Genomic DNA, 23,665 nt, shown 5'->3' with positions numbered 1-23,665 from the left:
CATGCCCCTGACCGGTCCCGCCCTGGGGGCGCTGCGCATCCTGCTGGTGGAAGACTCACCAGAGGATGCCGAGCTGATGTCCGAACAGATGCTCGACGCGGGCCTGGACGCCCGCTTCGAGCGTGTCGAGAGCGAGGCGGAACTGCGCCAGGCACTGGCTGCGTTCCAGCCGGACATCGTGCTGTCCGACCTGAGCATGCCGGGGTTCTCCGGTGATGACGCGCTGCGCATCGTGCGCGAGACCTCGCCGGACGTGCCCTTCATCTTCGTCTCCGGCACGATGGGTGAGGAGAACGCGGTGGCGGCGCTGCAGAAGGGCGCCAATGACTACATCATCAAGCATCTGCCGGCGCGCCTGCCGTCGGCGGTGGCGCGTGCGATCCGCGATGCACGCAGCGCGGTGGAGCGTGCACGGGTGGAAACCGAGCTGATGCGCGCGCAGCGCCTGGAAAGCCTGTCGCTGCTTGCTGCCGGCCTCAGCCATGACCTGCGCAACATCCTGCAGCCATTGCTGATCATGCCGGACCTGCTGAAGGCGCGCACCGAGGATCCGCAGCTGCACCACCTGGCCGATGTCATCGCCGAGTGCGGTCGCCGTGGCCATGAGATGGCCGAATCGATGCTGTCGTTCGTGCGCGGTTCGCGCAAGCCGAGCGAGCGCATCGAGATCGATGGCCTGTTCGATGCGGTTGCACTGCTGTTGCGCAGCAACGTGCCCGATGCCGTGCGCCTGGAACTGCAGGTGCAGGACGAAGGCCTGGTGGTCGATGCCAACTACACCGAGCTGCAGCAGGTGATGTTGAACCTGGCGCTCAACGCGATCCAGGCGATGCCCAACGGCGGTCGCCTGAGCCTGACCGCCAGCCATGCCGGCCAGCGCGATGGCGTGGACTGGATGCGGATCTGCGTGGCCGATGAAGGCATCGGCATGGATGCAGACACGCTGTCGCACCTGTTCAATCCGTTCTTCACCACCAAGGCCGACGGCACCGGCCTGGGCCTGATTTCCTGCAAGCGCATCGTCGAAGGTGCCGGCGGCAGCATCCATGTCAGCAGCCAGCCGGGGCAGGGCACCTGCTTCGAACTGCACTTGCCGATGCACGAAGCCAGCGACGGCAGTGAGCCGATCGAGCAGCTGGTGGCCCTGGGCAGTGGCCAGTCGATCCTGGTGGTCGATGGCGAGGCCACGCGCCTGTCGTTGCTCGGCAATGCGCTGTCAAGCCAGGGATATCAGCTGCAGCTGGCCTCCGATGGCCCGGCGGCGCTGCGCTGGATGCAGCAGGAGGCAATGCCGGCGCTGGTGATTGCCGACGCCGGCTCGAAGTTGTTGCCGGCCAGCCAGCTGCTGGGCGAGATGGCCACGCTGGGCTATCGCGGCCCGGCGCTGGTGCTGGAAGACGCAGCGGTGGAGGTGGCGGCCGATGCATTTCCCGCTGGCGTGCAGGTGCACGTGCTGCGCAAGCCGCTGCAGATGCAGCAGGTGTTCCGCGCGGTGTCCGAAGCGCTGGGCTGATGTCGCGGTAGTGCCGGCCGCTGGCCGGCATCCCTGTGTGGTGGGATCAACGCGGTTGCCGGCCAGCGGCCGGCACTACCGTCCGTTGGTTTCCCAGGGGAAGCGCGGCAGGGCGTCCACTGCCTGTTCCAGCCGCCGCGACCAGTTCTGGTGGATGTCCGCATACAGCGTGGAATCCGCACCCAGCCGCAGCTGCTGGCCGATGCGCAGTTCGCCGTCGCGCAGCAGCGCCAGGTCGATCGGCAGGCCCACCGACAGGTTGGAACGGATGGTGGAGTCCAACGAGACGATCGCCGTGCGTGCGGCATCCTCCAGGCGCGTGGCCGGGCTGAGGATGCGGTCGAGGATCGGCTTGCCGTACTTGGATTCACCGATCTGCAGGTAGGGCGTCTCCGGCGAGGCGGCGATGGCGTTGCCGAGCGGATAGATCATGTACAGCCCGGGGCGCTCGCCGGCGATCTGCCCGCCGAAGATCAGCGTGGCCTGGGTATTGACCCCATCGTGGCCATGTTCGCTGTGGTTGGTGTGCACCTGGCTGTCCACCAGCAGCTGGCCGACGTACTCGGCGGCTTCGAACAGGTGGGGCATGTCGCGCAGGTTGGGCACGCGCCGCTCTGCGGCGTCGCGGCCCAGACGCGACACCAGCAGCTGGGTGGTGGCCAGGTTGCCAGCCGCCATCAGCACGTAGGCTGCCTGGCCGGGATACTCGAACACGTGCAGCTTGCGATGCACGCGCACATCGTCCAGCGAGGCATTGGTCCGGGTGTCGGCAGCGAAGACCAGGCCCTCGTCCACCTCGATTCCAACGCAATAGGTCATGTCGGTGCCCTATCATGTGCATCCCGGATTGTAGGCAGGCCGCCGTGACGACGGCATGTCCACGCCCCCATTGCTGCCACCTGAACCGCATGACGACCGTGCTCCTGAGCCTGGGCAGCAATGTCCAGCCCCGCCGCTACCTCCACGCCGCGGTGGCGGCCCTGCGCGAGCGCTTCGGCGCGCTGCAGGTATCGCCGGCCTACCGTACCGCCGCGGTCGGCTTCGATGGCCCGGCCTTCCTCAACAATGCGGTGGCGATCGAGACCGATCTGCCGCTGCAGGAACTGGACGACTGGCTGCACGCGCTGGAAGACGCGCACGGTCGCGACCGCAGCGGGCCGCGCTTCTCCGACCGGACCCTGGACATCGACGTGGTGTTCTATGGCGACCTGGTGCTGGAAGGCCCGGGGCACCTGCGCATCCCGCGGCCGGAGCTGAAGCACGCGTTCGTGCTGAAGCCGCTGGCCGACATCGCGCCGGGCTTCATCGACCCGGTCAGCGGCCAGGACCTGGCCACGCTGTGGCGCGCGCACCCGCAGTTTGGCGAGGCATTCGAGGTGGTGGATCTGGAGTGACGGGGTCAGATCCCTTTTCCCGCCGGGAAAAGGGATCTGACCCCGTTGTGGACCCCGGCAACCTTTCAGCTGACCGTACGCCCGCCATCCACGCGCAGGGTGTGGCCGGTGACGAAGCTGGCCTCGGCCACCAGCCAGTACACCGCCTCGGCGATCTCCTCGACGGTGCCGATCCGCGCCAAAGGCGTGCGTGCCAGCAGCGCCTCGCGGGCGAAATCATCCTTGCCCTGTTCCGGCCACAGGATCGCACCCGGCGCTACTGCATTGACCCGCACCTTCGGCGCCAGCTCCAGCGCCAGCGCGCGCGTTGCCATCTCCAGCGCGGCCTTGGCCATGGTGTAGGCGATGTGGTCACGCATCGGGTCGGTGCCGTGCAGGTCGGTGAGGTTGACGATGCAGCCCTGCTGGCGGCGCAGGTAGGGCGCTGCCGCCTGTGACAGCAGCAGCGGCGCGCGTGCATTGACCGCATACAGCGCGTCCATCGCCTCGGCGGTGACCTGGCCGAGCGGGGTGGGGAAGAAGTTGGAGGCGTTGTTGACCAGCGCGTCCAGGCGGCCGAAGTGGGTGACGGCCTGTTCGACCAGATCGGCCAGGGCGTCGGCGTCACGCAGGTCGGCCTGCAGGGCCAGCACGCTGCCCGGGCGCACGTTGTCGAAATCGAACGCAGCCTGCTGCAGCTCGGCGCTGGAGGTGTTGGCGTGCAGCACCACCGACCAGCCACAGGCGTGGAACTGGCGGGCGATGGCCGCACCGATCCGGCGCGCGCTGCCGGTGATCAGGACCACGGGGTGGGTATCGCTCATCGAGGGTCCTCCAAGGCTCGGCTATCCTGTGCACCATTGTCACCGCATTCGAAGACGCCATGCAGCCCACCTTCCCCCTGCCCGAAGCCGATGCCCTGGCCCACAGCGACCAGCTGGCCGCTGCCCTGCGCGCCGAAATCCTTGCGCAGGGCGGGGCAATGCCGTTCTCCCGCTTCATGGAGCTGTGCCTGTACACCCCCGGCTGGGGCTATTACAGCGCCGGCGCCAGCAAATTCGGCGGCAGTGGCGACTTCACCACCGCGCCCGAGCTCGGCAGCCTGTTCGCCGGCAGCGTGGCCAACGCGCTGGCGCCGGTGTTCGCCCAGCTGGGTACGCAGGCGCGGATGCTGGAACTGGGCGGTGGTACCGGCGCCTTCGCCGAAGCGGTGCTGCTGCGCCTGGCCGAGCTGGACGCGCTGCCGTCGCGCTACGCCATCCTCGAACCCAGCGCCGACCTGCGCGAGCGCCAGCAACAGCGCCTGCAGCAGAACCTGCCGGCCGAGCTGGCCGCACGCGTGGACTGGGTCGATCGCCCGTTCGAAGAGGACTGGGAGGGCGTGGTGTTTGCCAACGAAGTGATCGACGCGCTGCCGACGCCGCGCTTCCTGATCCGGGATGGCGAGGTCTACGAGGAAACCGTGGAACTGGACGCCGAAGGCAACTTCATCCGTGGTGCGCAGCCGGCCGACATCCTGCTCAACGGTGCGGTGCGCCACATCGAGCGCTACCTGGAGCGCCCCTTCGCCGAGGGCTACCGTTCCGAGGTGCTGCCGCAGCTGCCGTACTGGTTGCAGGCGGTGGCGGGCGGCCTGCAGCGCGGTGCGATGCTGTTCATCGACTACGGTTACAACCGTGGCGAGTTCTACCAGCACGACCGCGATGAGGGCACCGTACGCGCGTTCTACCGCCACCACGTGCACAACGACGTGCACCGCTGGCCGGGGCTGCAGGACATCACCGCGTCGGTGGATTTCACCGCGATGGCCGAGGCCGGCATGCACGGCGGTTTCGAGCTGGCGGGCTACTGCAGCCAGGCCAGCTTCCTGCTCGGCAACGGCCTGGACCAGGTGCTGTCGCTGGCCGAGGAGCGCACCGATGAAGTCGGCCGTATCCAGCTGCGCGACCAGGTGAAGAAGCTGACCCTGCCGACCGAGATGGGGGAGCGCTTCCAGGCGATCGGCCTGCAGCGCGGCGTCGACTTCGAGCCCGCCTTCGAGCTGGGTGACCTGAGCTGGCGCCTGTGAGCGATGCGCTGCCGCTGATCAAGCCGCTGCGGCGGCCGCGGCTGTGGACCGCACTGTGGTTCAGCGCGGTGTTGCTGGTGATCGTGGTCTGCCTGATCCCACCGCCACCGATTCCGTTGCCGGAAAACGGCGACAAGGGTGAGCACTTCCTCGCCTATTTCATCCTGGCTGGCAGCGCGGTACAGCTGTTCCGGCGCGGACGTCCGCTGCTGTGGGTGGGCGTGGGCCTGGTGCTGATGGGGATCGGCATCGAGTTCGCGCAGGGCGCATTGACCGATGACCGCATGGCCGATCCGATGGACGCGCTGGCCAACACGATCGGCGTGCTGGCCGGCCTGGCTACGGCACTGACCCCGCAGCGCGATCTGCTGCTGCGCTGGCGCGGGTAAAGTTCCTGTAGAGCCGAGCCCATGCTCGGCTTCCTCCCAAAGGCGGCCGAGCATGGGCTCGGCTCTACAGTAGATCCACACCATGCGTGGATCGATTGTGCCAGGACAGGCCTGCCGTTACTTCCCCAGCGTGACCTCATCCAGCACCCACATCGCCGGGCGCGTGTCGCCGGTGAAGTTGATGCACAGGTCACCGGTGCCCTGGGAGCCCTTCGGCAGCATCGCACGCAGCGTCACGAAGCCATCGGCATCCGGCGTGGCCGGCAGCGGCACTTCGGCCAGCACCTTGCCGCTGCAGTCGCCGCGACGCACCAGCATCTCGCCATGCGCACGCTTGGCCTTCTCGAAGCGACGCTTGGGCTCGTCGTGGGCCAGCTGGAAGTAGTACGGAATACGCCCCGCGCGGACTTCCACGCTGCCGATGCCGTCCAGCTGTGCCTGTGGCCAGCGCCAGCATGGCTGGAAGATGTCCACGTTGAACACTGCGCGGTTTCCCTCGCGCGGGCCATCGTCTTCCAGGCGCAGCACCAGCCCCTTCTTGCCTACGCAGCTGAGCAGTTCGTCACTGCGGCGGCTGAGCAGCGATTGCGCACTGAAGTCCGCGACCGTCGGCTTCGCCGCCAGCATCTGGCCTTGGTAGAAGGCGGCGGCCTGCACCGTGGTCGGCAGCGTACTGGTCAGCGGCTGCTGGTACAGCGGCGACTGCGCCGTCACCGGCTGGCCATCGGTGCTGTAGCGCACCTCATAGCCCAGCGGGTTGGCCAGCGACACGGTCACCGTGTTGGCGGCGCGGTTGTCGGTGTAGTCCACGCCCACTTCGAACGGGGTCTGCGCGTAGGCCAGGCCCCAGGCGCGGTAGCGTTGCAGCTGCGCGGGCAGGCGCGCGAGGAAATCGCGGAAGTCGCGATGCTCCGGCGTGCTCCAGCCGGTCTCGGCCACCGCGGCCAGGCGCGGGAACAGGTTGTGCTGCAGGCGCGCATAGGTGCGCGTGTGTTCGGTGAACATATTGGCCTGCAGGCCGAGGATGTGCCCGCGCTTGTCAGCGGCCAGCTCGGCCGGCACGGGCTCGAAGTTGTACAGCTTGCCGAGGTTGACCTGGGCCGGGCGGCCCGGCGGTTCGTTCGGCGAGGCCGTCTGCAGGTAATCCAGATAGAGGTAGCCCACGGGCGACATGACCACGTCATGGCCAGCACTGGCCGCGGCCAGGCCACCTTCGGTGCCCTGCCAGGACATCACCGTGGCCTGCGGCGGCAGCCCGCCTTCAAGGATTTCATCCCAGCCGATCAGGCGCCGGTCGTGCTCCTCCAGGAAGGTCTCCAGGCGCTTGATGATGTGGCTCTGCATGGCCATTTCATCCTTGATGCCCAGCGCACGCATGCGCTGCTGGACCTGCCTGGAGGCTTCCCACTGGTCCTTGACCGCCTCGTCGCCGCCGACGTGCACGTACTTGGCCGGGAACAGTTCGATCACTTCCTCCAGTACGTTCTCGAGGAAGGTGACAGTACTGTCTTCCACGTTGAACAGGTTCGGGAACACGCCCCATTCGCTGAGCGGCTTCAGCGGGGTATTGATCGAACCCAGTTCCGGGTATGCGGCAATCGCCGCGGTCGCGTGCCCCGGCACATCGATTTCCGGAATCACCTGGATATGCAGCTTCGCGGCATAGGCAATCACTTCGCGGATCTGGTCCTGCGTGTAGAAGCCGCAATACGGATGCTCCTTGCCAGTGACCGGATCGATGCCACCGTCGCCGGCCGGCAGGCGGCAGCTTCCCACTCCGGTCAGCTTCGGATAGCGCTTGATCTCCATGCGCCAACCCTGGTCATCGGTCAGGTGCCAATGGAAGGTGTTGAGCTTGTGCGCGGCCATTGCGTCGAGCACGCGCTTGATCTCGTCCAGGCTCTGGAAATGCCGCGCCGAGTCGAGCATGAAACCGCGCCAGCTGAAGCGTGGCGCGTCCTGGATCTGCACCGCTGGCAGCACGCCGTTGCTGCCGCCGGTGGCGAGCTGGGCAAGGGTGGTTGCGCCGTAGAACAGGCCGGTTTCGTTACCGGCCTGTACCACTACGCCCTGTGCGGTGCTTTCCAGCGTGTAGCCCTCGCCGCTGTCGCGGAAGGTGGGCACGATCTGGAAGCGGATGCCACCGGTCCTGGCCGCCGTCTTGCCCTTGGCCAGCCCCAGGCGCGGGCCGCCACTGCGCGCCAGCAGGTCGGCGAACTGGCTGGCGACGCGCTGTGCGGCCTCGCCTTCGGCCTGCAGCACGGTATCGGCGCGCACGGTGATGCCGCTGCCCTGGCCAGGCTGCACATTGCTGGGGGCGGGAATCAGCATCAGGCTGCCGGCACGCAGCTGCGGGCCGGGTGCCTCAGCGGCCGTCATGGGGTCGGCGGCAAGTGCCGGCAGTGCCGGCAACAGGGCGAGCAGGCTGCCCAGCAGCACTGCGCTGCGCATCCGGGCGCGGGAAGGCTTGACCATCGGTACGACTCCTTGGAACGGTGCGATGAACGCTATACATGAAAAACGCCGGGCCCGGAATGACCCAGGCCCGGCGTGCGTGCACGACTCGGCGATGTTGCCGCCGCTGGATCAGTACTTGAAGCGGAAGTTGAGGTAGTACTGGCGACCGTTGCTGTAGAACGAGGTCGGGATGGCCGCGGTCTGGTAGTACTTGTAGGTCGGGTTGTTGAGGTTCAGGCCATCCAGGGTGATGCTCAGCCAGTCGGTGGCCTTGTAGCTCAGCGACGCCGACAGCGTGCCGAAGTCATCCTGGTAGTACGGATTGGTGCCCGACAGGCTGATCAGGAACGAGGAACGGCGGGTATAGCTGACGCGGGCGCCAAAGCGCTCGTTCTCGAAGTAGGCACCCACGTTGTAGGTGTTCTTCGAGGTGCCCAGCAGGTTGTGCGAGCCGTCCGACCAGGTGTGCGAGGTGGTGCCGTTGGCGTAGGTGTAATTGGCATTGACGCCGAAGTACTCGCCGATCGGCTGTTCGTAGGCCACTTCCACGCCGGTGACCTTGCCGTCGGCATTGATCGGGGTGGAGATCTGGTAGGTCTCAAGCTGGTTGGTCAGTTCGCTGTACAGCTGGCGCGAGACCACGTCGAAGGCGATGTAGTCCTTCAGGTCCATGTGGTACGCGCCCACCGACAGCAGGCCGCGCGGCATGAAGTACCACTCCAGGTTGGCGTCCAGGTTGGTCGACAGGGTCGGCTTGAGGTTCGGATTGCCACCGCCGCCGGTGCGGTTCAGGTCCGAACCGTACGAGGAGGCACCCAGTGCCGAGTAGTCCGGCAGGGTCTGGGTCTGCGAGGCGGCGACGCGCAGCACCAGCGAGTCGTCCAGGTCGAACTTGATGTTGGCGCTGGGCAATACGCGGTTGCGCTTGTTCTGGAAGGCCAGGCGCTCCCACATGCCGAACAGGCTGCTGACATCGGCATCGGCGGCCTTGCTGACGGCGTTGTAGGTGTCGATGTCCTGCTTGATGTTGACGTAGCGCAGGCCGACGTTGCCGCTCCACCAGTCGCCGCGGAAGTTGGCCTGCACGTAGCCGGCGAAGTTCTTTTCCTTCACCTTCCACTCGGCGCCATAGTTGTGGCGACCGGTCGGGCCATCATTGCCGGCCAGCCAGGTGGAGTTGTTGGTCACCGCGTCCTTCAGCGCGCCCGGGGTGAAGTACCAGAGGTTGCGCGGGAAGGTGCCGCCGATGTCACCGGCAAAGCCGCTGGGATAGTTGGCCGTCGCGCCGTTCTTCAGTGCGCTCCAGATGTCACCCGGGGTTGCACCTTCCGGCGACAGCGCTTCGCGCTTGTGGTCGGCGAAACGCAGGCCGAAGTCGATCGAGCTCAGCACGCCGCCATCGTTGAAGTACTGGTTGAAATCGAGCGTGGCCCACTTCTCCTTGTCTTCAGCGGTGACCTGCTGGTTGCCCCAGGTGCCGAAGCTGGTCACGCCGTTGGGCGAGATGTCGCCGCCGACGTTCCAGTCGATCGGCGAGCCATTGCCGTGGGTAGCCCAGCTGGCGCCGCCGCCGTTGGCCAGGGTGACCTCGGCGATGTACTGGCGCGGCGTCTCGCCGGTACCCTTGGTGCTGCCGGCCTGGAACTTGACGGTCAGGCTGTCGCTGATCTGCCAGTCGGCATCGAAGGTGACATAGCTCGACTTGGCCTTCGACTCGCGGTAGATCATGTCGTACACCGCATAGTCGGTGCCGGGCACGCCCTTGTAGTTGGCGTTGGTCAGCACGCCGTCCTTGACCACATAGCCCGGATCCGGCGCCTGCGACTTGGCGAAGCTGTTGCCGAACATCATGAAGTTGCGGTTGTAGTTGTTCGCCTTCAGCTCGGAGCTGAAACCATTGAGGCCGAGGGTGAGGCTGTCGCTCGGCTTGAACTGCAGCGAGACCAGGCCGCCCTTGCGCTCGCGGGTCTGTTCGAACAGGGTCGAACCCAGCAGGCCCGGAACGTTGACGCCGATCAGGTCCGGATTGGTCCTGGCGACCGGATCGTTTGCGCCGATCTTGAAGAAGCCACCCGGGATTTCCTGCGCTTCACGGCGCAGTTCGCGCTTCTGGCTGAAGCCCTGCACCATCACGCCGAAGGTGCCTTCGTCGTTCTTGTAGTTGAACAGCGCCGAATATTGCGGGTCGTTCGACTTGGCCTGGTCCGAGCGCACCAGGCCGATCGAGCCTTCCGCGGTGAACGGCTTGGAGAATTCCAGTGGCTTGCGGGTGATGATGTTGACGGTACCGGTGGTGCCGCCGTCCTGCAGCTTGGCCTGCGAGGACTTGTTCACTTCCACCGAGCTGACCAGTTCGGACGGCAGCAGCGAGTAGCTGACGCTGCGGCCGACGTTGTTGCCCTGGCTGAGCACGAACCAGTCGGCCGAACCGACGGTGTGGCCGTTGATCAGGGTCTGGGTCAGGCTCGGGCTGGTGCCGCGCAGGCTGACACGGTCGGCTTCGTCGAAACCGCCTTCATCGGCGCTGGACGAGCTGATGTTGACGCCCGGCAGGCGCTGCAGGGTGTCGGCGACGTTGTGCGCCGGCAGCTTGCCCACGTCCTCGGCGGTGACCACTTCCACGCGCGCATTGGCTTCGCGCTTGGTGTCCAGCGATTTTTCCATCGAACCACGGATGCCGGTAACGGTCACGGTGTCCAGGTCGGTGGCGGTCGGGGCAGCCTGCTGCGCGTGCGCACTGAAGGCGATGCAGCTGACGATGGCGGCCGAAAGCAGGGTCTTGCGGGTATTCATGATGTCTCTCCTCATCACTCGATTGGATGCCGGCGGCGGTGTTCGATAACGGTTGCGATGACATGCGCGGGGCGGCGGCGAAGTCCCGTGCGTTGGCGTGCCACGTACTGCGATTGCGTTGGAGCCTGTTGCGGTGTCAGGCGGCCGACTGCTGCTGCAGGTACCAGCTGGCAGCGCCGACCACGCCCAGCTGGCCGTGTTCGACGACCTTCACCGGGATGCGTGCCAGTGCTTCGCCCATCGGCCCCTTCTGCAGGTAGCGTTCGACGAAGGTGCTGGCGTGCAGGTATTCGCGGATCTGCGGCAGGATGCCGCCGGCCAGGTAGACGCCACCGTGGGCACCATAGAACAGGGCCATGTCGCCGATGGTGCTGCCGAGCAGGCCGCAGAACACATCCAGCGCCTGGCGCGCGTGCGCATCGGTGTCGGCCATGGCGGCGGCGGTGACCGCATCGGGGCTGGCCAGCGTCGGTGCCTGCCCCTGCAGCGCGCACACCGCGCGGTACAGGTTCATCAGGCCCGGGCCGGAGATCGCATGCTCGATCGACACGTGCGCGCGGTCGCGCTGCATGTGGCGGACGATGGCCATTTCCAGTTCGGTGCTGGCGGCCAGGGTCGGCTGGCCGGCTTCCGTCGGCAGCACCACCGGGCCGTGCGCAGTGGGGATCCACAGCGCGGCGCCGAGGCCGGTGCCGGGACCGACCACCAGGGTCGGGCCACGCGCAGCGGTGTCCGGCCCGCACAGGTGCAGCACGCCACTGGCGTCCACCTGCGCGGCGGCATAGGCCACCGCTTCGAAGTCATTGACGATGTAGACCCGCTGCAGGCCGACATCGGCCTCCACCTGGCGTGCCGACAGCGGCCACGGCAGGTTGGCGGTGATCACCGTGCCGTCCTCGCGGGCGTAGCCGGCGCTGGCGACCACACAATGCGTGGGCCGCGGGCCTTTGCCGAGGAAGTCGGACAGGATCGCGCTGAGGCCGGCATGGTCGGCGTTGCGGTACTTGCGGTATTCCAGCACCTGCACCGGATGGGCGGTGTCACCGCTGGCCTGGACCCGGGCCACGCGCACATGGGTGCCACCGACGTCCGCGGCCAGGAACGAGGGCGCGACGCGGGACAGGACATGCGACGGGGCGGGGTGGCTGGCGGTCACGCGGGCTCCTGCTGCAGGTGGGGCTGGCCCCGGGATCGGGGGCAGCGATTGGGGCGGAGTCTGTAACCGCTCTGACAACGATGTCAACGAGTTCGTGACACTTTCGTTGCTGCGCCGCAACGAATGCGACAGGCAGTAAACGTTTACATGGCGTGAGTGCGGGTTTCACGTGGGAACCGTTGCTGCATGGGGCTCTAGGGCTGGCGCGCATTCAGCGCGGAGCACCGCAATCGACTTGCGCAGTGCAGCACGAGGTTGAAGGGGCGTGCATGGAAGTTGACAAACCGCCGTTGTCCACCGAAAGAATGTGACAACGTTGTTCCCAGCCACTCTCCGACGCCGCGTTCTGCGGCTGTCGCCGCAGGAGCCCTCCTGATGTCCGCCGTCCCCGCTGCAAGCGCGCGCCCGAACGTGGCCACCTCCATCGCCATCGTCGGCGTGTTGTTCTTCCTGATCGGCTTCTTCACCTGGCTCAACGGCCCGTTGATCACCTTCGTCAAGCTCGCCTTCGAGCTCAGCGAGGTCGGCGCCTTCCTGGTGCTGATGGTGTTCTACCTGTCCTACTTCTTCCTGGCGCTGCCCTCGTCGTGGATCCTGCGCCGTACCGGCATGAAGAAGGGCCTGAGCCTGAGCCTGCTGGTGATGGCCGGTGGCGCGGCACTGTTCGGCGAATTCGCCACCCAGCGCTGGTACCCCGGCGCACTGGGCGGCCTGTTCGTGATCGGCAGCGGCCTGGCCCTGCTGCAGACGGCCATCAACCCGTACATCTCGATCCTTGGGCCGATCGAAACGGCGGCGCGGCGCATCGCGTTGATGGGCATCTGCAACAAGATCGCCGGCATCCTGGCGCCGATCCTGATCGGCACGGTGGTGCTGCATGGCATTGGCGATCTGGACGTGCAGGTGCAGGCGGCCGATGCCGCGACCAAAGCCGTGCTGCTGAACCAGTTCGCCGCCAAGATCCATGCCCCGTACCTGGCCATGGCGGCGCTGCTGGTGGTGTTGGCGGTGGCGATCCTGTTCTCGCCGCTGCCGGAAATCAAATCGTCCGAAGCCAACGCTACGCCGGTGGCCGCCGGTGCGGTCGAGCGCCGCAGCATCTTCCAGTTCCCGCACCTGTGGCTGGGCGTGCTGTGCCTGTTCGTGTACGTGGGCGTGGAAGTGATGGCCGGTGATGCCATCGGCACCTACGGCCATGGCTTCAACCTGCCGCTGGACGAGACCAAGATGTTCACCGCCTTCACCCTGGGCGCGATGCTGGTCGGTTACGTGGTCGGCCTGCTGGTGATTCCGCGGGTGGTGTCGCAGTCGCGCTACCTGACTATTTCGGCGGTGCTGGGCGTGGTGTTCTGCCTGGGCGCGTGGGCAACGCACGGCTATGTGTCGGTGGCCTTCGTGGCCCTGCTGGGCTTTGCCAACGCCATGATGTGGCCGGCCATCTTCCCGCTGGCCATCCGCGGCCTGGGGCGCTTCACCGAAACCGGTTCGGCCCTGCTGGTGATGGGCATCGCCGGTGGCGCGATCATTCCGCAGCTGTTCGCCCTGCTCAAGCAGCACATCGATTTCCAGCTGACCTTCGTGCTGCTGATGGTGCCCTGCTACCTGTACATCCTGTTCTATTCGGTGGTGGGCCACCGCGTGGGCCTGCCGCAGGACCGGAGCTGATCGGCGATGATGGACGGCAGCCAACCCCAGGAAAAACCGATGCGCAGAGCGACCATCAAGGACGTTGCCGAAAAGGCCAAGGTCTCGCTGAAGACGGTATCGCGGGTGATCAACAACGAGCCCTCGGTGATGCAGGCCACCCGCGCGCGGGTGCTGCGTGCCATCGCCGAGCTCGATTACGAACCCGATCCGTCCGCGCGCAACCTGCGCAGCGGCACCACCTTCGTGATCGGGCTGGTCTACGACAACCCGAACCCGTACCACATCATCGGCGTGCAGAACGGCGTGCTCGCCGCCTGCCGCGAGACCGGGTTCGGCCTGCAGATCCATCCCTGCGATTCCAGTTCGCCGCTGCTGGCCGATGAACTGGCTGACTGGGTGCAGCGTTCGCGCCTGGCCGGGCTGGTGCTGACCGCACCGATGTCCGAGCGCCGCGACCTGATCCAGGCGCTGACCGCGCGTGGCATCAAGCTGGTGCGCATCATTGCAGCCACCGAAGATCCGGCCGACGGTGCCTGCGTGTTTGTCGACGACCGCGAGGCCGCCTACGAGATCACCGAACACCTGATCCAGCTGGGGCACCAGCGCATCGGCTTCCTCTGGGGCGGCAGCTCGCACCGCTCCTCGGGCGAACGCTATGCCGGTTATGAGGCCGCGCTGAAGGACTACGGCATGACCGTGGACAAGCACCTGGTGGTGCAGGGCGACTACACCTTCGACGACGGTTTCCGTGGCGCGCGCCGCCTGCTGGCGCTGCGCGAACCGCCTACCGCCATCTTCGGTTCCAACGACGAAATCGCTGCCGGCGTGCTGGCTGCCGCCAAGTCGGCCGGCATGAACGTGCCCTACGACCTGTCCATTGCCGGTTTCGAGGACAGCCCGTTCTCGCGCCAGTCGTGGCCGCCGCTGACCACCGCCAAGCAGGCCACCGAAGACATCGCCCGCCATGCCGCGCGCCTGCTGATCGCGCAGCTGCGCAGCGACGCCTACGACGATGCGCCGGCACCGCTGCACAACCAGGGCTTCGTGCCGCAGCTGGTGGTGCGCGGTTCGACCGCGCCGATGCGCCCGGCCGGCGCACGCCCCCTTCCTTCCGATCCTGCCTGAGCCTGCCATGTCGCTGTCAGACCCCACCGCTACCCTGATGTTCGCCGAGGCCGCTGAAGCGGCCGACGTGGTTGCCCGCCAGTTCTCGCGAAACCACGCCACCCTGGAAACCCTGGCCGCCAGCCTGCGTGCCGCGCCGCCGCCGTTCGTGGTTACCTGTGCACGCGGCAGCTCCGACCACGCCGCCACCTATGGCAAGTACCTGCTGGAAACCCAGCTGGGGCTGGTGGTCGCGTCGGCCTCGCCATCAGTGGGCTCGGTCTACGCCGCACCATTGCAGCTGCGCGGCGCACTGTTCATCGTCATCTCGCAGTCGGGCAAGAGCCCGGACCTGCTGCGCAACGCCGAGGCGGCCAAGGCCGCCGGCGCGCGCGTGATCGCGCTGGTCAACGTCGAGGATTCACCGCTGGCGCAGCTGGCCGACACGGTCATCCCGCTGCATGCGGGCCCCGAGAAGAGCGTTGCAGCGACCAAGAGCTACCTCGCCTCGCTGGCCGCATTGCTGCAGCTGGCCGCGTACTGGAAGCAGGACAGCAGCCTGCGTGCGGCGCTGGACCTGCTGCCGGACGCGATGCGTGAAGCCTGGCAGTGCGACTGGAGCGCGGTGACCGAAGGCCTGGTCGAGGCCACCAACCTGTTCGTGCTCGGCCGTGGCCTGGGCCTGGGTGCGGCGCAGGAAGCGGCACTGAAGTTCAAGGAAACCTGCAGCCTGCACGCCGAAGCCTACAGCTCGGCCGAGGTCAAGCACGGCCCGATGGCGCTGGTCGGCCGTGGCTTCCCGGTGCTGGCCTTCGCCCAGCCGGACGAGACCGGCGCCGGTACCCGTGCAGTGGTCGATGAATTCACCGCACGTGGTGCGCAGGTGTGGATGGCCGGTGCCGGCGGCAACCTGCCGGTGGCGGCCGCGCCGCATCCGCTGTGCGCACCGCTATTGACCGTGCAGAGCTTCTATCGCGCCATCAATGCGCTGGCGCTGCGCCGTGGCTTCAACCCGGACCTGCCGCCGCATCTGAACAAGGTTACGGAGACGGTGTGATGGCGACGGTGCTGCGCAATGCCCGCATCCTGGCCGGCGATGAGTTCCGCGACGACCTGGCGGTGGTGATCGAGGACGGTCGCATCAGCGCGCTGCTGCCCGATGCCGCGCCGCAGCTGGGCCACGCGGCCGAGCAGGTGGACCTGGGGGGCGGCTGGCTGCTGCCCGGCTTCATCGATGTGCAGGTCAATGGCGGCGGCGGCGCGCTGTTCAACAACACGCCGGACGTGGCGGCACTGCGCACCATCGCGCAGGCGCACCGCCGCTTCGGTACCACCGCGATGCTGCCGACGCTGATCAGCGATGACGTGGCGGTGATGCGCGAAGCCATCGGTGCGATGCGCGAGGCCATCACGCAGGGCGTGCCGGGCGTGATCGGCATCCACCTGGAAGGCCCGTACATCGCGCCGGCACGCAAGGGTACGCACGATGCCAGCAAGTTCCGCGTGCCGGATGAAGAAGAGATCGCATTGGCCGCGTCGCTGGATAACGGCGTGACCCTGCTGACGCTGGCGCCGGAGCGCGTGCCGCTGGAGACCATCCGTGCGCTGGTCGAGCGTGGCGTGATCGTCGCTGCTGGGCACACTGCAGGCACCTACGAAGAGATCCGCGCCGGCCTGGATGCCGGCGTGCGCGGCTTCACCCATCTGTACAACGCAATGTCGCCGCTGCAAGGGCGTGAGCCCGGCGCGGTGGGCGCTGCGCTGGAAGACCGCGACAGCTGGATCGGCATCATCGTCGATGGCGTGCATGTGCACCCGGCCAGCCTTCGCGTGGCGTTGGCGGCCAAGCCGCGCGGTCGCCTGCTGCTGGTGACCGATGCGATGCCGCCGGTTGGAGCCGACGATCCCAGCTACGTGCTGTATGGCGAAACCATCACCGCCATCGATGGCGTGGTGCGCAATGCCGCCGGTTCGTTGGCCGGCTCGGCGCTGGACATGGCCACCGCCGTGCGCAATACCGTGCAGCTGCTCGGCCAACCGCTGGCCGAAGCGGCGCGCATGGCGTCGACCTATCCGGCGCAGTTCCTCAACGTCGACGACCGCCTTGGCCACATCGCCGAGGGCTACCAGGCCGACCTGGTGCTGCTGGATGACGCCCTGCAGGTGCGTGGTACCTGGATTGCCGGACAGTACGAGGCCGCCTGATGAACAGTACGCCGCCACGCCGTCTGGGCTCGATCGATGCCCTGCGCGGCATCACCGTGGCGGCGATGCTGCTGGTCAACAATCCGGGCGACTGGAGTGCGGTGTTCGCGCCGCTGCGTCACTCGGAATGGCATGGCTGCACGCCCACCGACCTGGTGTTCCCGTTCTTCCTGTTCCTGGTGGGTGTGTCGATGGCCTTCAGCGTGGCACCGCGCGCGATGGATGCCGCTGCACGGCCAGCATTGGCGCGCGGGGTGCTGGAGCGTGCACTGCGCATCCTGCTCGCCGGCGCGTTGCTGCACCTGTTGATCTGGTGGGCGCTGCATACCCATCACTTCCGCATCTGGGGCGTGCTGCAGCGGATTGCGCTATGCGCAGCGTTGGTGGGTGTTCTGGCGGTGTACGCGCGGCCGCGCGTGCAGGCTGGCGTGCTGGTCACGCTGCTGGTGGGCTACACCGTGCTGCTGCTGGGCATCGGTGATCTGGCGCCATGGACCAACCCGGCCAGCCGCCTGGACACCACGCTGTTCGCACCGTGGATCTACCAGTGGCACGCCGATACCGGACTGGGCCATGACCCGGAAGGATTGCTGAGCACGCTGGGTGCGCTGGCCAGTACCGTGCTCGGCCTGATTGCCGGTGGCCTGCTGCGCAACGGTCGTGCGGCGGCATTGGCTGGCCTGGGTGTGGCAACCGCCGTGCTGGGGCTGCTGCTGGCCACGGTGCTGCCGTTGAACAAGCAGCTGTGGACGCCCAGCTATGTGCTGTGGACCGGCGGCCTGGCCGCGCTGGCGCTGTGGCTGGGCCATGTGTTGATCGACCAGAAGCGATGGCCGCCGCTGGGCCGCCGTTTCGGGGTCAACGCAATTACCGCCTATCTTGGCGCATCGGTGATGTCGGTGGCGCTGATGGCGACCGGCGCGTGGGGCTGGATCTGGCAGCAACTGGCCGCCGCGATGCCGCACGCGCTCGAGCTGGCGTCGATGCTGCAGGCGCTGGCGTTCGTCGCGCTGTGGTGGGGCGTGGCGTGGTGGCTGGACCGGCGGAAGATCTATCTGAAGATCTGAGGGCTCCGGGTCGGATCCCTTTCCGCAGGAAAGGGCTCTGACCCAACCCGGGAGGCCACCTCCTCCAGGCATGGGCATGACCCCGCAAAGATGAACGATTTCAGGCACGTAGAGGTGGGGTGATGCCCGATCAGGTTCGCATCTGAACTGTGATGATCGGCACGCAAATTCACCTGCCGAAACCGTTCACCATGGCGCAGACTTCGCTCGCAGTACCGCATATCCGCAGTTCCTGATCCCCTGTCCAGGAGTGCTGTATGTCCCGTGCCGTCCCGCGCGCAGTGCGTATGCGCCGCCTCACTGTTTCCGTACTGCAGGCTTTGGCTGTTCCCTCCGTCATGCTGTTGACCGCCAGCGCCGCCTGGGCCGGCTGTGACAGCGTCGCCCCCGTCGCCGGCCAGACGGTCACCTGCGATGCCAATGCGCCGAACCCGCAGACCGTTCCCGTCACCGCCAATGGCGCCGCCGGCATCACCGTCACTGTCGCCAGCACGGCGCAGCTGCAGCAAAGCGGTGGCAGCAGCGCGATTTCGCTTGTCGGGGCCGGTGGGCACCTGTTGTCCAACCTGGGCACGATCAGTTCGGTGGGCGGCGTGGCGGTGCAGCTCGGTGGCGGCAGCCGCGTCGAGAACTCGGGCAGCATCAGCACCGGCAACAACACCGCCCTGCAGTTCGTCGGCGCGGGCGACAGCGTGCTGGTCAACCGCGGAACGATCAGCGGGCGCACCGGCGTGCAGTTCGGTGCCGGCAATGATCGCCTGGACATGCAGGCTGGCAGCATCAGCGGCAGTGTGCTGCAGGGCGATGGCAATGATGCGCTGCTGCTGGGCAACGGTACGATCGACAGCGTCGACCAGGGCAGTGGCGATGACCAGATGACCGTCACCGGCGGCACCGTCACCGGCGTGGTGGCGCAGGGCAGTGGCCGCGATGATTTCGTCATGAGTGGCGGCACGGTCGGCGCGCTGCAGCAGGGCGACAACATCGATACCTTCCGCATGAGCGGTGGCCGCATCATCGGTGCGTTCGAGGATGGTGACCAGGCGTGGATGACCGCTGGCCGCATCGGCCGGGTCAACATGAAGCTGGACAAGAACCTGTGGGACCAGTCCGGCGGCACCGTGGACGGCAACGTGGTGACCGGCTTCGATACCGACACCATCATCATCTCGGGTACCGCCTACATCGGCGGCAACATCAGCGTCAGCGGCGGCAACGACAGCGTGACCATCACCGACGGCACCGTGCGCGGGCAGGTACTGCTCAGTACCGGCAACGACACCTTCAACTGGAATGGCGGCGGCATCGTCTACGGCGCGATCGACATGGGGCCGGACAGCGACGTCGCCAACCTCGGCAACCTCAACCAGGGCAACCTGGGGGCGGTGCCGCTGTTCGACGGTGGCGGTGGCATCGACCAGCTCAACTTCCACAACGTCAAGACTGCCGGCGTGGGCCGCTTCCAGAACTGGGAGGCGATCAGCCTGGCCAACAGCACCGAGCTGACCTTTGATGGCGACCTGGTGCTGGGCGACAGCGGAACCGGCACCGGCACGCTCACCGTGGACGACACCAGCACCGTCTACGCGGGCAGTGGCGGCCATGCAGTCCGTCCGTTCAACAGTGGTGCACTGGTGGAGATGGTCAATGCCGGGCGCATCGACCTGACCGGCACCGGCGCAGGCGACGTGTTCACCGTGCGTGGCAACTACCGTGGTGACGGCGGTGGCCTGTACCTGCGTACCGTTCTGGGCGCGGACAATTCCAGCAGCGACCGCCTGGTGATCGATGGCGGAACCGCCACCGGTACCACCGGCATCGGCGTGCTCAATGCCGGCGGCAGCGGCGCCGCCACGCTGGCCGATGGCATCCTGGTGGTGCAGGCCTTGAATGGTGGCCGCACTGCGCCGGGCGCGTTCTCGCTGTTCGCACCGGTTGCAGCCGGTGCCTACGAGTACTTCCTGTTCAAGGGTGGTGTCAGCGCCGGCACCAGCGAGAACTGGTACCTGCGATCGACGCTGGTGACCGGACCAACGCCGGCACCCAACGGCGGCGGCACTGCCACGCCACCGCCCCTGACGCCGCCGGTCGCACCGCCGCCGGCGATCACCCCGGCACCGCCGCCGCCGCCTGAAGGCGCTACCGATCCGAACCTGACCGCCGGCGAGGCCGCGCCGCCACCGCCGCCACCGGAACCGGCGCCGGTGGCGCCGCCCAGCGACCCGGCGGTGCCGGACGTGCCGGTGGCCGGCGGTGCGTTGCCCGGTACCGGCACCCCACCAACGCCGGGTGCACGCCCGGCCGAAGGCGCGGTGGTGCCGCTGTACCGCGTGGAGACCGCCGCCTACGCCGTGGTGCCACCGCTGCTGCGCGAGACCTCGCTGAGCAGCCTCGGTACCTTCCACGAGCGGCAGGGCGAACAGCGCCTGCTGTACAACCAGGGCACAGTCCGCACCGCCTGGGGCCGGTTGGTGGGGCAGAGCAGCGAGATCCACTGGAAGGGTGATGCGCAGCCGGGCTTCGATGGCGATGTGATGGGCCTGCAGGCCGGCCTCGACGTGTGGGCTGCGGCGTCTGACAACCACCGCAACCAGATCGGTGTATTCGTTGGCCGCACCCGCGCGCAGGGCAAGACCACGGGTCTGGCACTGGGCTGGGAGAACGTGCAGGTAGGCCAGAACCGCCTGGATGACAAGCACGTGGGCCTGTACTGGACCTTCACCGACAGCAGTGGCGGCTACATCGACGCCGTGGCGATGCAGAGCCGCTACGACGGCCGCGTGCGTTCCTCGCGTGGGCTCGGCTTCGGCCTGAGCGGCGACGGTACCAGCGTGTCGGTGGAGGCGGGCAAGCCGCTGCTGCACTTCGGGCAGTCCGCATGGTGGCTGGAACCGCAGGTGCAGGTGATCTGGCAGCGCACTTCGCTGGATGACCGTCGCGATGAAGTATCGAGCGTGCGCTTCGACAACGACAACGCCTGGACCGGCCGCATCGGCCTGCGCTTGGCGGGCGATTACCAGTTGGCCGACAACGGCTGGCAGCCGTATTTCAAGCTCAATTACTGGCATGGCCGTTCTGGTGAAGACCGCATCCGTTTCGACGACGACGTGATCATCAATTCGCAGCGCTCACGCGCGCTGGAAGCCGGCGTGGGTGTGGTCGGGCGTTTCAACCGAACGATCAGCGCCTATGCCGTGGCCGACTACACGCGCGAACTGGGCGGCGACCGCAACGAGAAGCGCCGCATCATCGAAGGCAACATCGGCCTGCGCGCGGACTGGTAGCGCCCGGTGCAGATGTCCGACCCGCTCTGGTAGGTGCCGACCTTGGTCGGCACGAATCCCACCGGCGCCATGACGTTGCTCAGGTAGGTGCCGATCTTGGTCGGCACGAATCCCGCCGGCGCCATGACGCTGCTCTGGTAGGTGCCGACCTTGGTCGGCACGAATCCCACCGGCGCCATGACGCTGCTCTGGTAGGTGCCGACCTTGGTCGGCACGAATCCCACCGGCGCCATGACGTTGCTCAGGTAGGTGCCGACCTTGGTCGGCACGAATCCCACCGGCGCCATGACACTGCTCTGGTAGGTGCCGACCTTGGTCGGCACGAATCCCACCGGCGCCATGACCTCCGCGCAGCTGAGCATAGGCTCGGCTCTACAGCAGCGGTGCGCACGCATCCGGTTCCACCAGCGCCCCGGCATGATCGGCCAGCACCACCACCGCATGCAGCAGACCTTCCTCCACCTGCGGCGGACACTGCGCCTGCGCATCATCCATCTCGCGTGCCGACTGCGCCGCCAACAAGATGCCCCCACACGCAGACACCGCCGCCAGGCAGCGCGTCGCCTCGGCCAGGTGCCGGCCGCGCGCCTCGCTGAGTTGCCGTTCGCGCCACGCCTGGCCGTCGGCCGCGTGGCTGTGAGCGATGCCGCGCAGCCGCGCGAAGAATGCGGAGGGCGGCGCCTGTTCGTCGACTTCGGTGAGCGCATCTTCCAACGCTTCGGCTGCGGCGTTGGACAGCTGCAGGCCGGGCAGTGCAGCGCCGAGCAGTGCCTGCAGGCGTGGACAGGCGGGGTAGGGCGTGTTCATGGCGGCAACCTCACGAGGCAAGGCCACCTGCGAAGCGCAAGGTGGCGGGCGGTGCGGGTTGGCGTGCCGGTCAAAATCAAAGCGAAAAAGCCGACGGATCACGAGGATCCCCACGCACCGCCCACCATGGGCAAGCCGGTGCATTGTCGCGATTGCCGTTGATGCGGCAAATCGATCGCTTCGATGTTTGATTCAGGACGCCAATCCCGGTCAGCGCAGGAAGCGCCGACGGGGCCACCTTGGCGCGTTGTGCGCCGCGATGGCATGGGCAAAGTTGCAATGTGGTGACCGCACGCAAGCCGCCTTGCTGCAACCCGCGACCGGGCCGGATACGACAGTTCGCGCGTGGCGCAAGCGATCATGCCCCGGTTATGCTGCGGTCCTGATTCAACGACAAGGAAGCGTCGCATGCAGGTTCGCAAGGGAGTGCGTCGCATCGGCGCGCTGATGCTCGTGTTGCTGGCGACCGGCGCCATGGCCGATACGCCAGGCGCGGTCGAGATGCCCTCGCCGGAGGCCCAGGCTGAGATCCTCAACCTGCTTGAACGCCAGGCGCTGTATCGCGACCGGGTGGACTGGCCCGCCATCCGCATCCGCCTGCAATCGGCGCAGGGGGATCCCGCGCAACGGCTGGCCGTTCTGCGCGAAGCCATTGCGCTCAGCACCGGCCACCATGGTGCGTGGACCACGACCCAGCGTCAGCGCGAATCCCTCGCGCGTGCGCAGCAGGCCGGTGCCGCCGCCGTGGACCGGGCCAAGGCCGCTGATGCGGTGGATGCGCGCATCGGCTGGGTGGTCATCGAGGGCTATGCCTCCTCGCCGGGCGCGACGCCGCAGGAAAAATTCCGCCAGGACATCCAGCGTGCCGCGCGATGGCAGCAGGTCATCCGCAGCAAGGACGACGGCGCGCGCTGTGGCTGGATCGTCGACCTGCGGGACAACGGTGGCGGCTCCATGTGGCCGATGCTGCTGGGCATGGCCCCGCTGTTGCGCACCTCGGTGGTGAACAACGAGGACGTCGGCGCGTTCGAAACCGCGCAAGGGCCGCAGCGCTGGACGTTGACGGCGACTGCGGTGCAGCTGGCGGGCAGGCCGCTGCTGGACTTCGGCCAGTCCGGCCATGTAGTGCGGCAGCCTGGCGCACCGGTGGCGGTGCTGTTCGGGCCCCGCACCGGCAGTTCGGGCGAGGCCTCGGTGCTGGCGTGGCGTGGCCGCCCGCAGGCGCGGAGTTTCGGCCAGCCGACCGCGGGTGTCTCCACCGGCAATGTCGTGCACACCCTTGCCGATGGAAGTCGCCTGCTGCTGACCACCAGCGTGATGCGGGACCGCAATGATCGTGGCGATGGCTTGAAGATCGAACCCGACCAGCGCGTCGAGGGTGATGCCGCCACTGTGGCCGCCGCCCAGGCCTGGCTGCTGGCCCAGCCCGCCTGCCAGGGCAACCGGACATGATCCTGATCGGCCAACAGGAACGGGTGCTGATCGTCGGCCCCACCGAAGCGCACCACTGCCTGCGCTGCCAGACGGAAACCGAGTTCGCGCCGCAGCTGCGCTACAAGATGGCGCGCATCGACCTGCTGTTCGGCTTCACCTACCAGCGCCGCTACGAGCTGGCCTGCACCCGGTGCGAGCACGGCTGGGTGCTCGATACCGAGACCATGGACCAGCAGCTGGGCGGGGTGCCGATCCCGTGGCGGCACCGCTTCGGCCTGCCGTTGATGCTGGTGGGGGTCGCCGCGCTGGCGGTGGCCGGTTGGATGTGGCGGCACGGATACATCGGTTGAGGACCGGGCCTGTTAAAG

The 23,665-nt window shown here is 67.4% G+C and carries 19 protein-coding genes; 12 read left to right on the top strand and 7 right to left on the bottom strand.

Features of this window, described 5'->3' with window-relative positions; genetic code table 11:
- The first annotated feature begins 1 nt into the window (after position 1).
- The gene (locus AC5P7A_RS08270) at positions 2-1,513 is read left to right on the top strand and encodes an ATP-binding response regulator (RefSeq protein WP_046432552.1); all 1,512 of its coding nucleotides are present in this window, start codon (positions 2-4) and stop codon (positions 1,511-1,513) included.
- A 75-nt stretch (positions 1,514-1,588) separates the two neighbouring features.
- Here AC5P7A_RS08270 and AC5P7A_RS08265 read toward each other — a convergent pair whose 3' ends face one another.
- On the bottom strand, positions 1,589-2,332 hold the full coding sequence (locus tag AC5P7A_RS08265; protein WP_046432549.1) for a proteasome-type protease: 744 nt from the start codon (positions 2,330-2,332) through the stop codon (positions 1,589-1,591).
- Between the two features lie 89 nt (positions 2,333-2,421).
- Here AC5P7A_RS08265 and folK point away from each other — a divergent pair, with 89 nt between their 5' ends.
- The gene (gene folK / locus AC5P7A_RS08260; protein WP_014648428.1) at positions 2,422-2,907 is read left to right on the top strand and encodes a 2-amino-4-hydroxy-6-hydroxymethyldihydropteridine diphosphokinase; all 486 of its coding nucleotides are present in this window, start codon (positions 2,422-2,424) and stop codon (positions 2,905-2,907) included.
- 65 nt (positions 2,908-2,972) lie between these two features.
- Here the strand turns inward: folK and AC5P7A_RS08255 are convergent, their stop codons facing one another.
- Positions 2,973-3,710: a pteridine reductase gene (locus AC5P7A_RS08255; protein ID WP_014648427.1), complete on the bottom strand. Its 738-nt coding sequence runs from the start codon at positions 3,708-3,710 to the stop codon at positions 2,973-2,975.
- A 59-nt stretch (positions 3,711-3,769) separates the two neighbouring features.
- On the opposite strand from AC5P7A_RS08255, the gene AC5P7A_RS08250 reads away from it, so the two are divergent.
- Positions 3,770-4,954, top strand: a complete 1,185-nt coding sequence (locus AC5P7A_RS08250; RefSeq protein WP_014648426.1) for a class I SAM-dependent methyltransferase — start codon at positions 3,770-3,772, stop codon at positions 4,952-4,954.
- Entirely contained in the window at positions 4,951-5,343 is a 393-nt protein-coding gene (locus AC5P7A_RS08245) for a VanZ family protein (RefSeq protein WP_111205664.1), read from the top strand. The genes AC5P7A_RS08250 and AC5P7A_RS08245 overlap by 4 nt, the downstream gene beginning before the upstream one ends.
- 117 nt (positions 5,344-5,460) lie before the next feature.
- On the opposite strand, the gene AC5P7A_RS08240 is transcribed toward AC5P7A_RS08245, so the two are convergent.
- The 3 genes from AC5P7A_RS08240 to AC5P7A_RS08230 all read right to left on the bottom strand — a co-directional run bounded on the left by AC5P7A_RS08240 (position 5,461) and on the right by AC5P7A_RS08230 (position 11,749).
- Positions 5,461-7,818, bottom strand: a complete 2,358-nt coding sequence (locus AC5P7A_RS08240) for a beta-N-acetylhexosaminidase (protein ID WP_495220031.1) — start codon at positions 7,816-7,818, stop codon at positions 5,461-5,463.
- A gap of 111 nt (positions 7,819-7,929) precedes the next feature.
- Positions 7,930-10,593: a TonB-dependent receptor gene (locus AC5P7A_RS08235; RefSeq protein ID WP_495220030.1), complete on the bottom strand. Its 2,664-nt coding sequence runs from the start codon at positions 10,591-10,593 to the stop codon at positions 7,930-7,932.
- A 136-nt stretch (positions 10,594-10,729) separates the two neighbouring features.
- Entirely contained in the window at positions 10,730-11,749 is a 1,020-nt protein-coding gene (locus AC5P7A_RS08230; protein WP_288496786.1) for a glucokinase family protein, read from the bottom strand.
- Between the two features lie 375 nt (positions 11,750-12,124).
- Between AC5P7A_RS08230 and AC5P7A_RS08225 the strand changes: the two genes are divergently transcribed.
- The 6 genes from AC5P7A_RS08225 (at position 12,125) to AC5P7A_RS08200 (ending at position 21,056) form a co-directional block, all read left to right on the top strand.
- The gene (locus AC5P7A_RS08225; RefSeq protein WP_014648421.1) at positions 12,125-13,414 is read left to right on the top strand and encodes a sugar MFS transporter; all 1,290 of its coding nucleotides are present in this window, start codon (positions 12,125-12,127) and stop codon (positions 13,412-13,414) included.
- 39 nt (positions 13,415-13,453) lie between these two features.
- Positions 13,454-14,521, top strand: a complete 1,068-nt coding sequence (locus AC5P7A_RS08220; protein ID WP_005411045.1) for a LacI family DNA-binding transcriptional regulator — start codon at positions 13,454-13,456, stop codon at positions 14,519-14,521.
- A 7-nt stretch (positions 14,522-14,528) separates the two neighbouring features.
- Entirely contained in the window at positions 14,529-15,557 is a 1,029-nt protein-coding gene (locus tag AC5P7A_RS08215; RefSeq protein WP_014648419.1) for an SIS domain-containing protein, read from the top strand.
- Positions 15,557-16,705: an N-acetylglucosamine-6-phosphate deacetylase gene (gene nagA, locus AC5P7A_RS08210; protein WP_134809298.1), complete on the top strand. Its 1,149-nt coding sequence runs from the start codon at positions 15,557-15,559 to the stop codon at positions 16,703-16,705. The genes AC5P7A_RS08215 and nagA overlap by 1 nt, the downstream gene beginning before the upstream one ends.
- Complete coding sequence (locus AC5P7A_RS08205) at positions 16,705-17,772, top strand: acyltransferase family protein (RefSeq protein WP_495220029.1); 1,068 nt, start codon at positions 16,705-16,707, stop codon at positions 17,770-17,772. Before nagA ends, AC5P7A_RS08205 begins: the two co-directional genes overlap by 1 nt.
- A gap of 257 nt (positions 17,773-18,029) precedes the next feature.
- Positions 18,030-21,056 carry an autotransporter family protein gene (locus AC5P7A_RS08200; protein WP_288496787.1) on the top strand — a complete coding sequence of 1,009 codons (3,027 nt, stop codon included), beginning with the start codon at positions 18,030-18,032 and terminating at the stop codon, positions 21,054-21,056.
- Here AC5P7A_RS08200 and AC5P7A_RS08195 read toward each other — a convergent pair.
- Positions 20,975-21,397, bottom strand: a complete 423-nt coding sequence (locus tag AC5P7A_RS08195) for a hypothetical protein (RefSeq protein ID WP_197574727.1) — start codon at positions 21,395-21,397, stop codon at positions 20,975-20,977. The two genes, AC5P7A_RS08200 and AC5P7A_RS08195, sit on opposite strands and share 82 nt — an antisense overlap.
- 31 nt (positions 21,398-21,428) lie before the next feature.
- Complete coding sequence (locus tag AC5P7A_RS08190; protein ID WP_134809296.1) at positions 21,429-21,863, bottom strand: hypothetical protein; 435 nt, start codon at positions 21,861-21,863, stop codon at positions 21,429-21,431.
- A 408-nt stretch (positions 21,864-22,271) separates the two neighbouring features.
- On the opposite strand from AC5P7A_RS08190, the gene AC5P7A_RS08185 reads away from it, so the two are divergent.
- Both AC5P7A_RS08185 and AC5P7A_RS08180 read left to right on the top strand, forming a co-directional pair.
- Positions 22,272-23,315 carry a S41 family peptidase gene (locus tag AC5P7A_RS08185; RefSeq protein WP_014648414.1) on the top strand — a complete coding sequence of 348 codons (1,044 nt, stop codon included), beginning with the start codon at positions 22,272-22,274 and terminating at the stop codon, positions 23,313-23,315.
- Entirely contained in the window at positions 23,312-23,647 is a 336-nt protein-coding gene (locus AC5P7A_RS08180) for a hypothetical protein (RefSeq protein ID WP_014648413.1), read from the top strand. Before AC5P7A_RS08185 ends, AC5P7A_RS08180 begins: the two co-directional genes overlap by 4 nt.
- Positions 23,648-23,665: the final 18 nt, after the last annotated feature.

Source organism: Stenotrophomonas sp. YJH_SMC_65 (assembly GCF_059369475.1).
Note: the sequence above shows the minus strand (reverse complement) of the source record. Positions and strands in the feature narration are given on the sequence as shown.

Bases quoted from the DNA above. Each gene is read 5' to 3' on its own strand.
- AC5P7A_RS08270 (WP_046432552.1), top strand. From the start codon at position 2: ATGCCCCTGACCGGTCCCGCCCTGGGGGCGCTGCGCATCCTGCTGGTG.
- AC5P7A_RS08265 (WP_046432549.1), bottom strand. From the start codon at position 2,332: ATGACCTATTGCGTTGGAATCGAGGTGGACGAGGGCCTGGTCTTCGCT.
- folK (WP_014648428.1), top strand. From the start codon at position 2,422: ATGACGACCGTGCTCCTGAGCCTGGGCAGCAATGTCCAGCCCCGCCGC.
- AC5P7A_RS08255 (WP_014648427.1), bottom strand. From the start codon at position 3,710: ATGAGCGATACCCACCCCGTGGTCCTGATCACCGGCAGCGCGCGCCGG.
- AC5P7A_RS08250 (WP_014648426.1), top strand. From the start codon at position 3,770: ATGCAGCCCACCTTCCCCCTGCCCGAAGCCGATGCCCTGGCCCACAGC.
- AC5P7A_RS08240 (WP_495220031.1), bottom strand. From the start codon at position 7,818: ATGGTCAAGCCTTCCCGCGCCCGGATGCGCAGCGCAGTGCTGCTGGGC.
- AC5P7A_RS08235 (WP_495220030.1), bottom strand. From the start codon at position 10,593: ATGAATACCCGCAAGACCCTGCTTTCGGCCGCCATCGTCAGCTGCATC.
- AC5P7A_RS08225 (WP_014648421.1), top strand. From the start codon at position 12,125: ATGTCCGCCGTCCCCGCTGCAAGCGCGCGCCCGAACGTGGCCACCTCC.
- AC5P7A_RS08220 (WP_005411045.1), top strand. From the start codon at position 13,454: ATGCGCAGAGCGACCATCAAGGACGTTGCCGAAAAGGCCAAGGTCTCG.
- AC5P7A_RS08215 (WP_014648419.1), top strand. From the start codon at position 14,529: ATGTCGCTGTCAGACCCCACCGCTACCCTGATGTTCGCCGAGGCCGCT.
- nagA (WP_134809298.1), top strand. From the start codon at position 15,557: ATGGCGACGGTGCTGCGCAATGCCCGCATCCTGGCCGGCGATGAGTTC.
- AC5P7A_RS08205 (WP_495220029.1), top strand. From the start codon at position 16,705: ATGAACAGTACGCCGCCACGCCGTCTGGGCTCGATCGATGCCCTGCGC.
- AC5P7A_RS08200 (WP_288496787.1), top strand. From the start codon at position 18,030: ATGTCCCGTGCCGTCCCGCGCGCAGTGCGTATGCGCCGCCTCACTGTT.
- AC5P7A_RS08195 (WP_197574727.1), bottom strand. From the start codon at position 21,397: ATGGCGCCGGTGGGATTCGTGCCGACCAAGGTCGGCACCTACCAGAGC.
- AC5P7A_RS08190 (WP_134809296.1), bottom strand. From the start codon at position 21,863: ATGAACACGCCCTACCCCGCCTGTCCACGCCTGCAGGCACTGCTCGGC.
- AC5P7A_RS08185 (WP_014648414.1), top strand. From the start codon at position 22,272: ATGCAGGTTCGCAAGGGAGTGCGTCGCATCGGCGCGCTGATGCTCGTG.
- AC5P7A_RS08180 (WP_014648413.1), top strand. From the start codon at position 23,312: ATGATCCTGATCGGCCAACAGGAACGGGTGCTGATCGTCGGCCCCACC.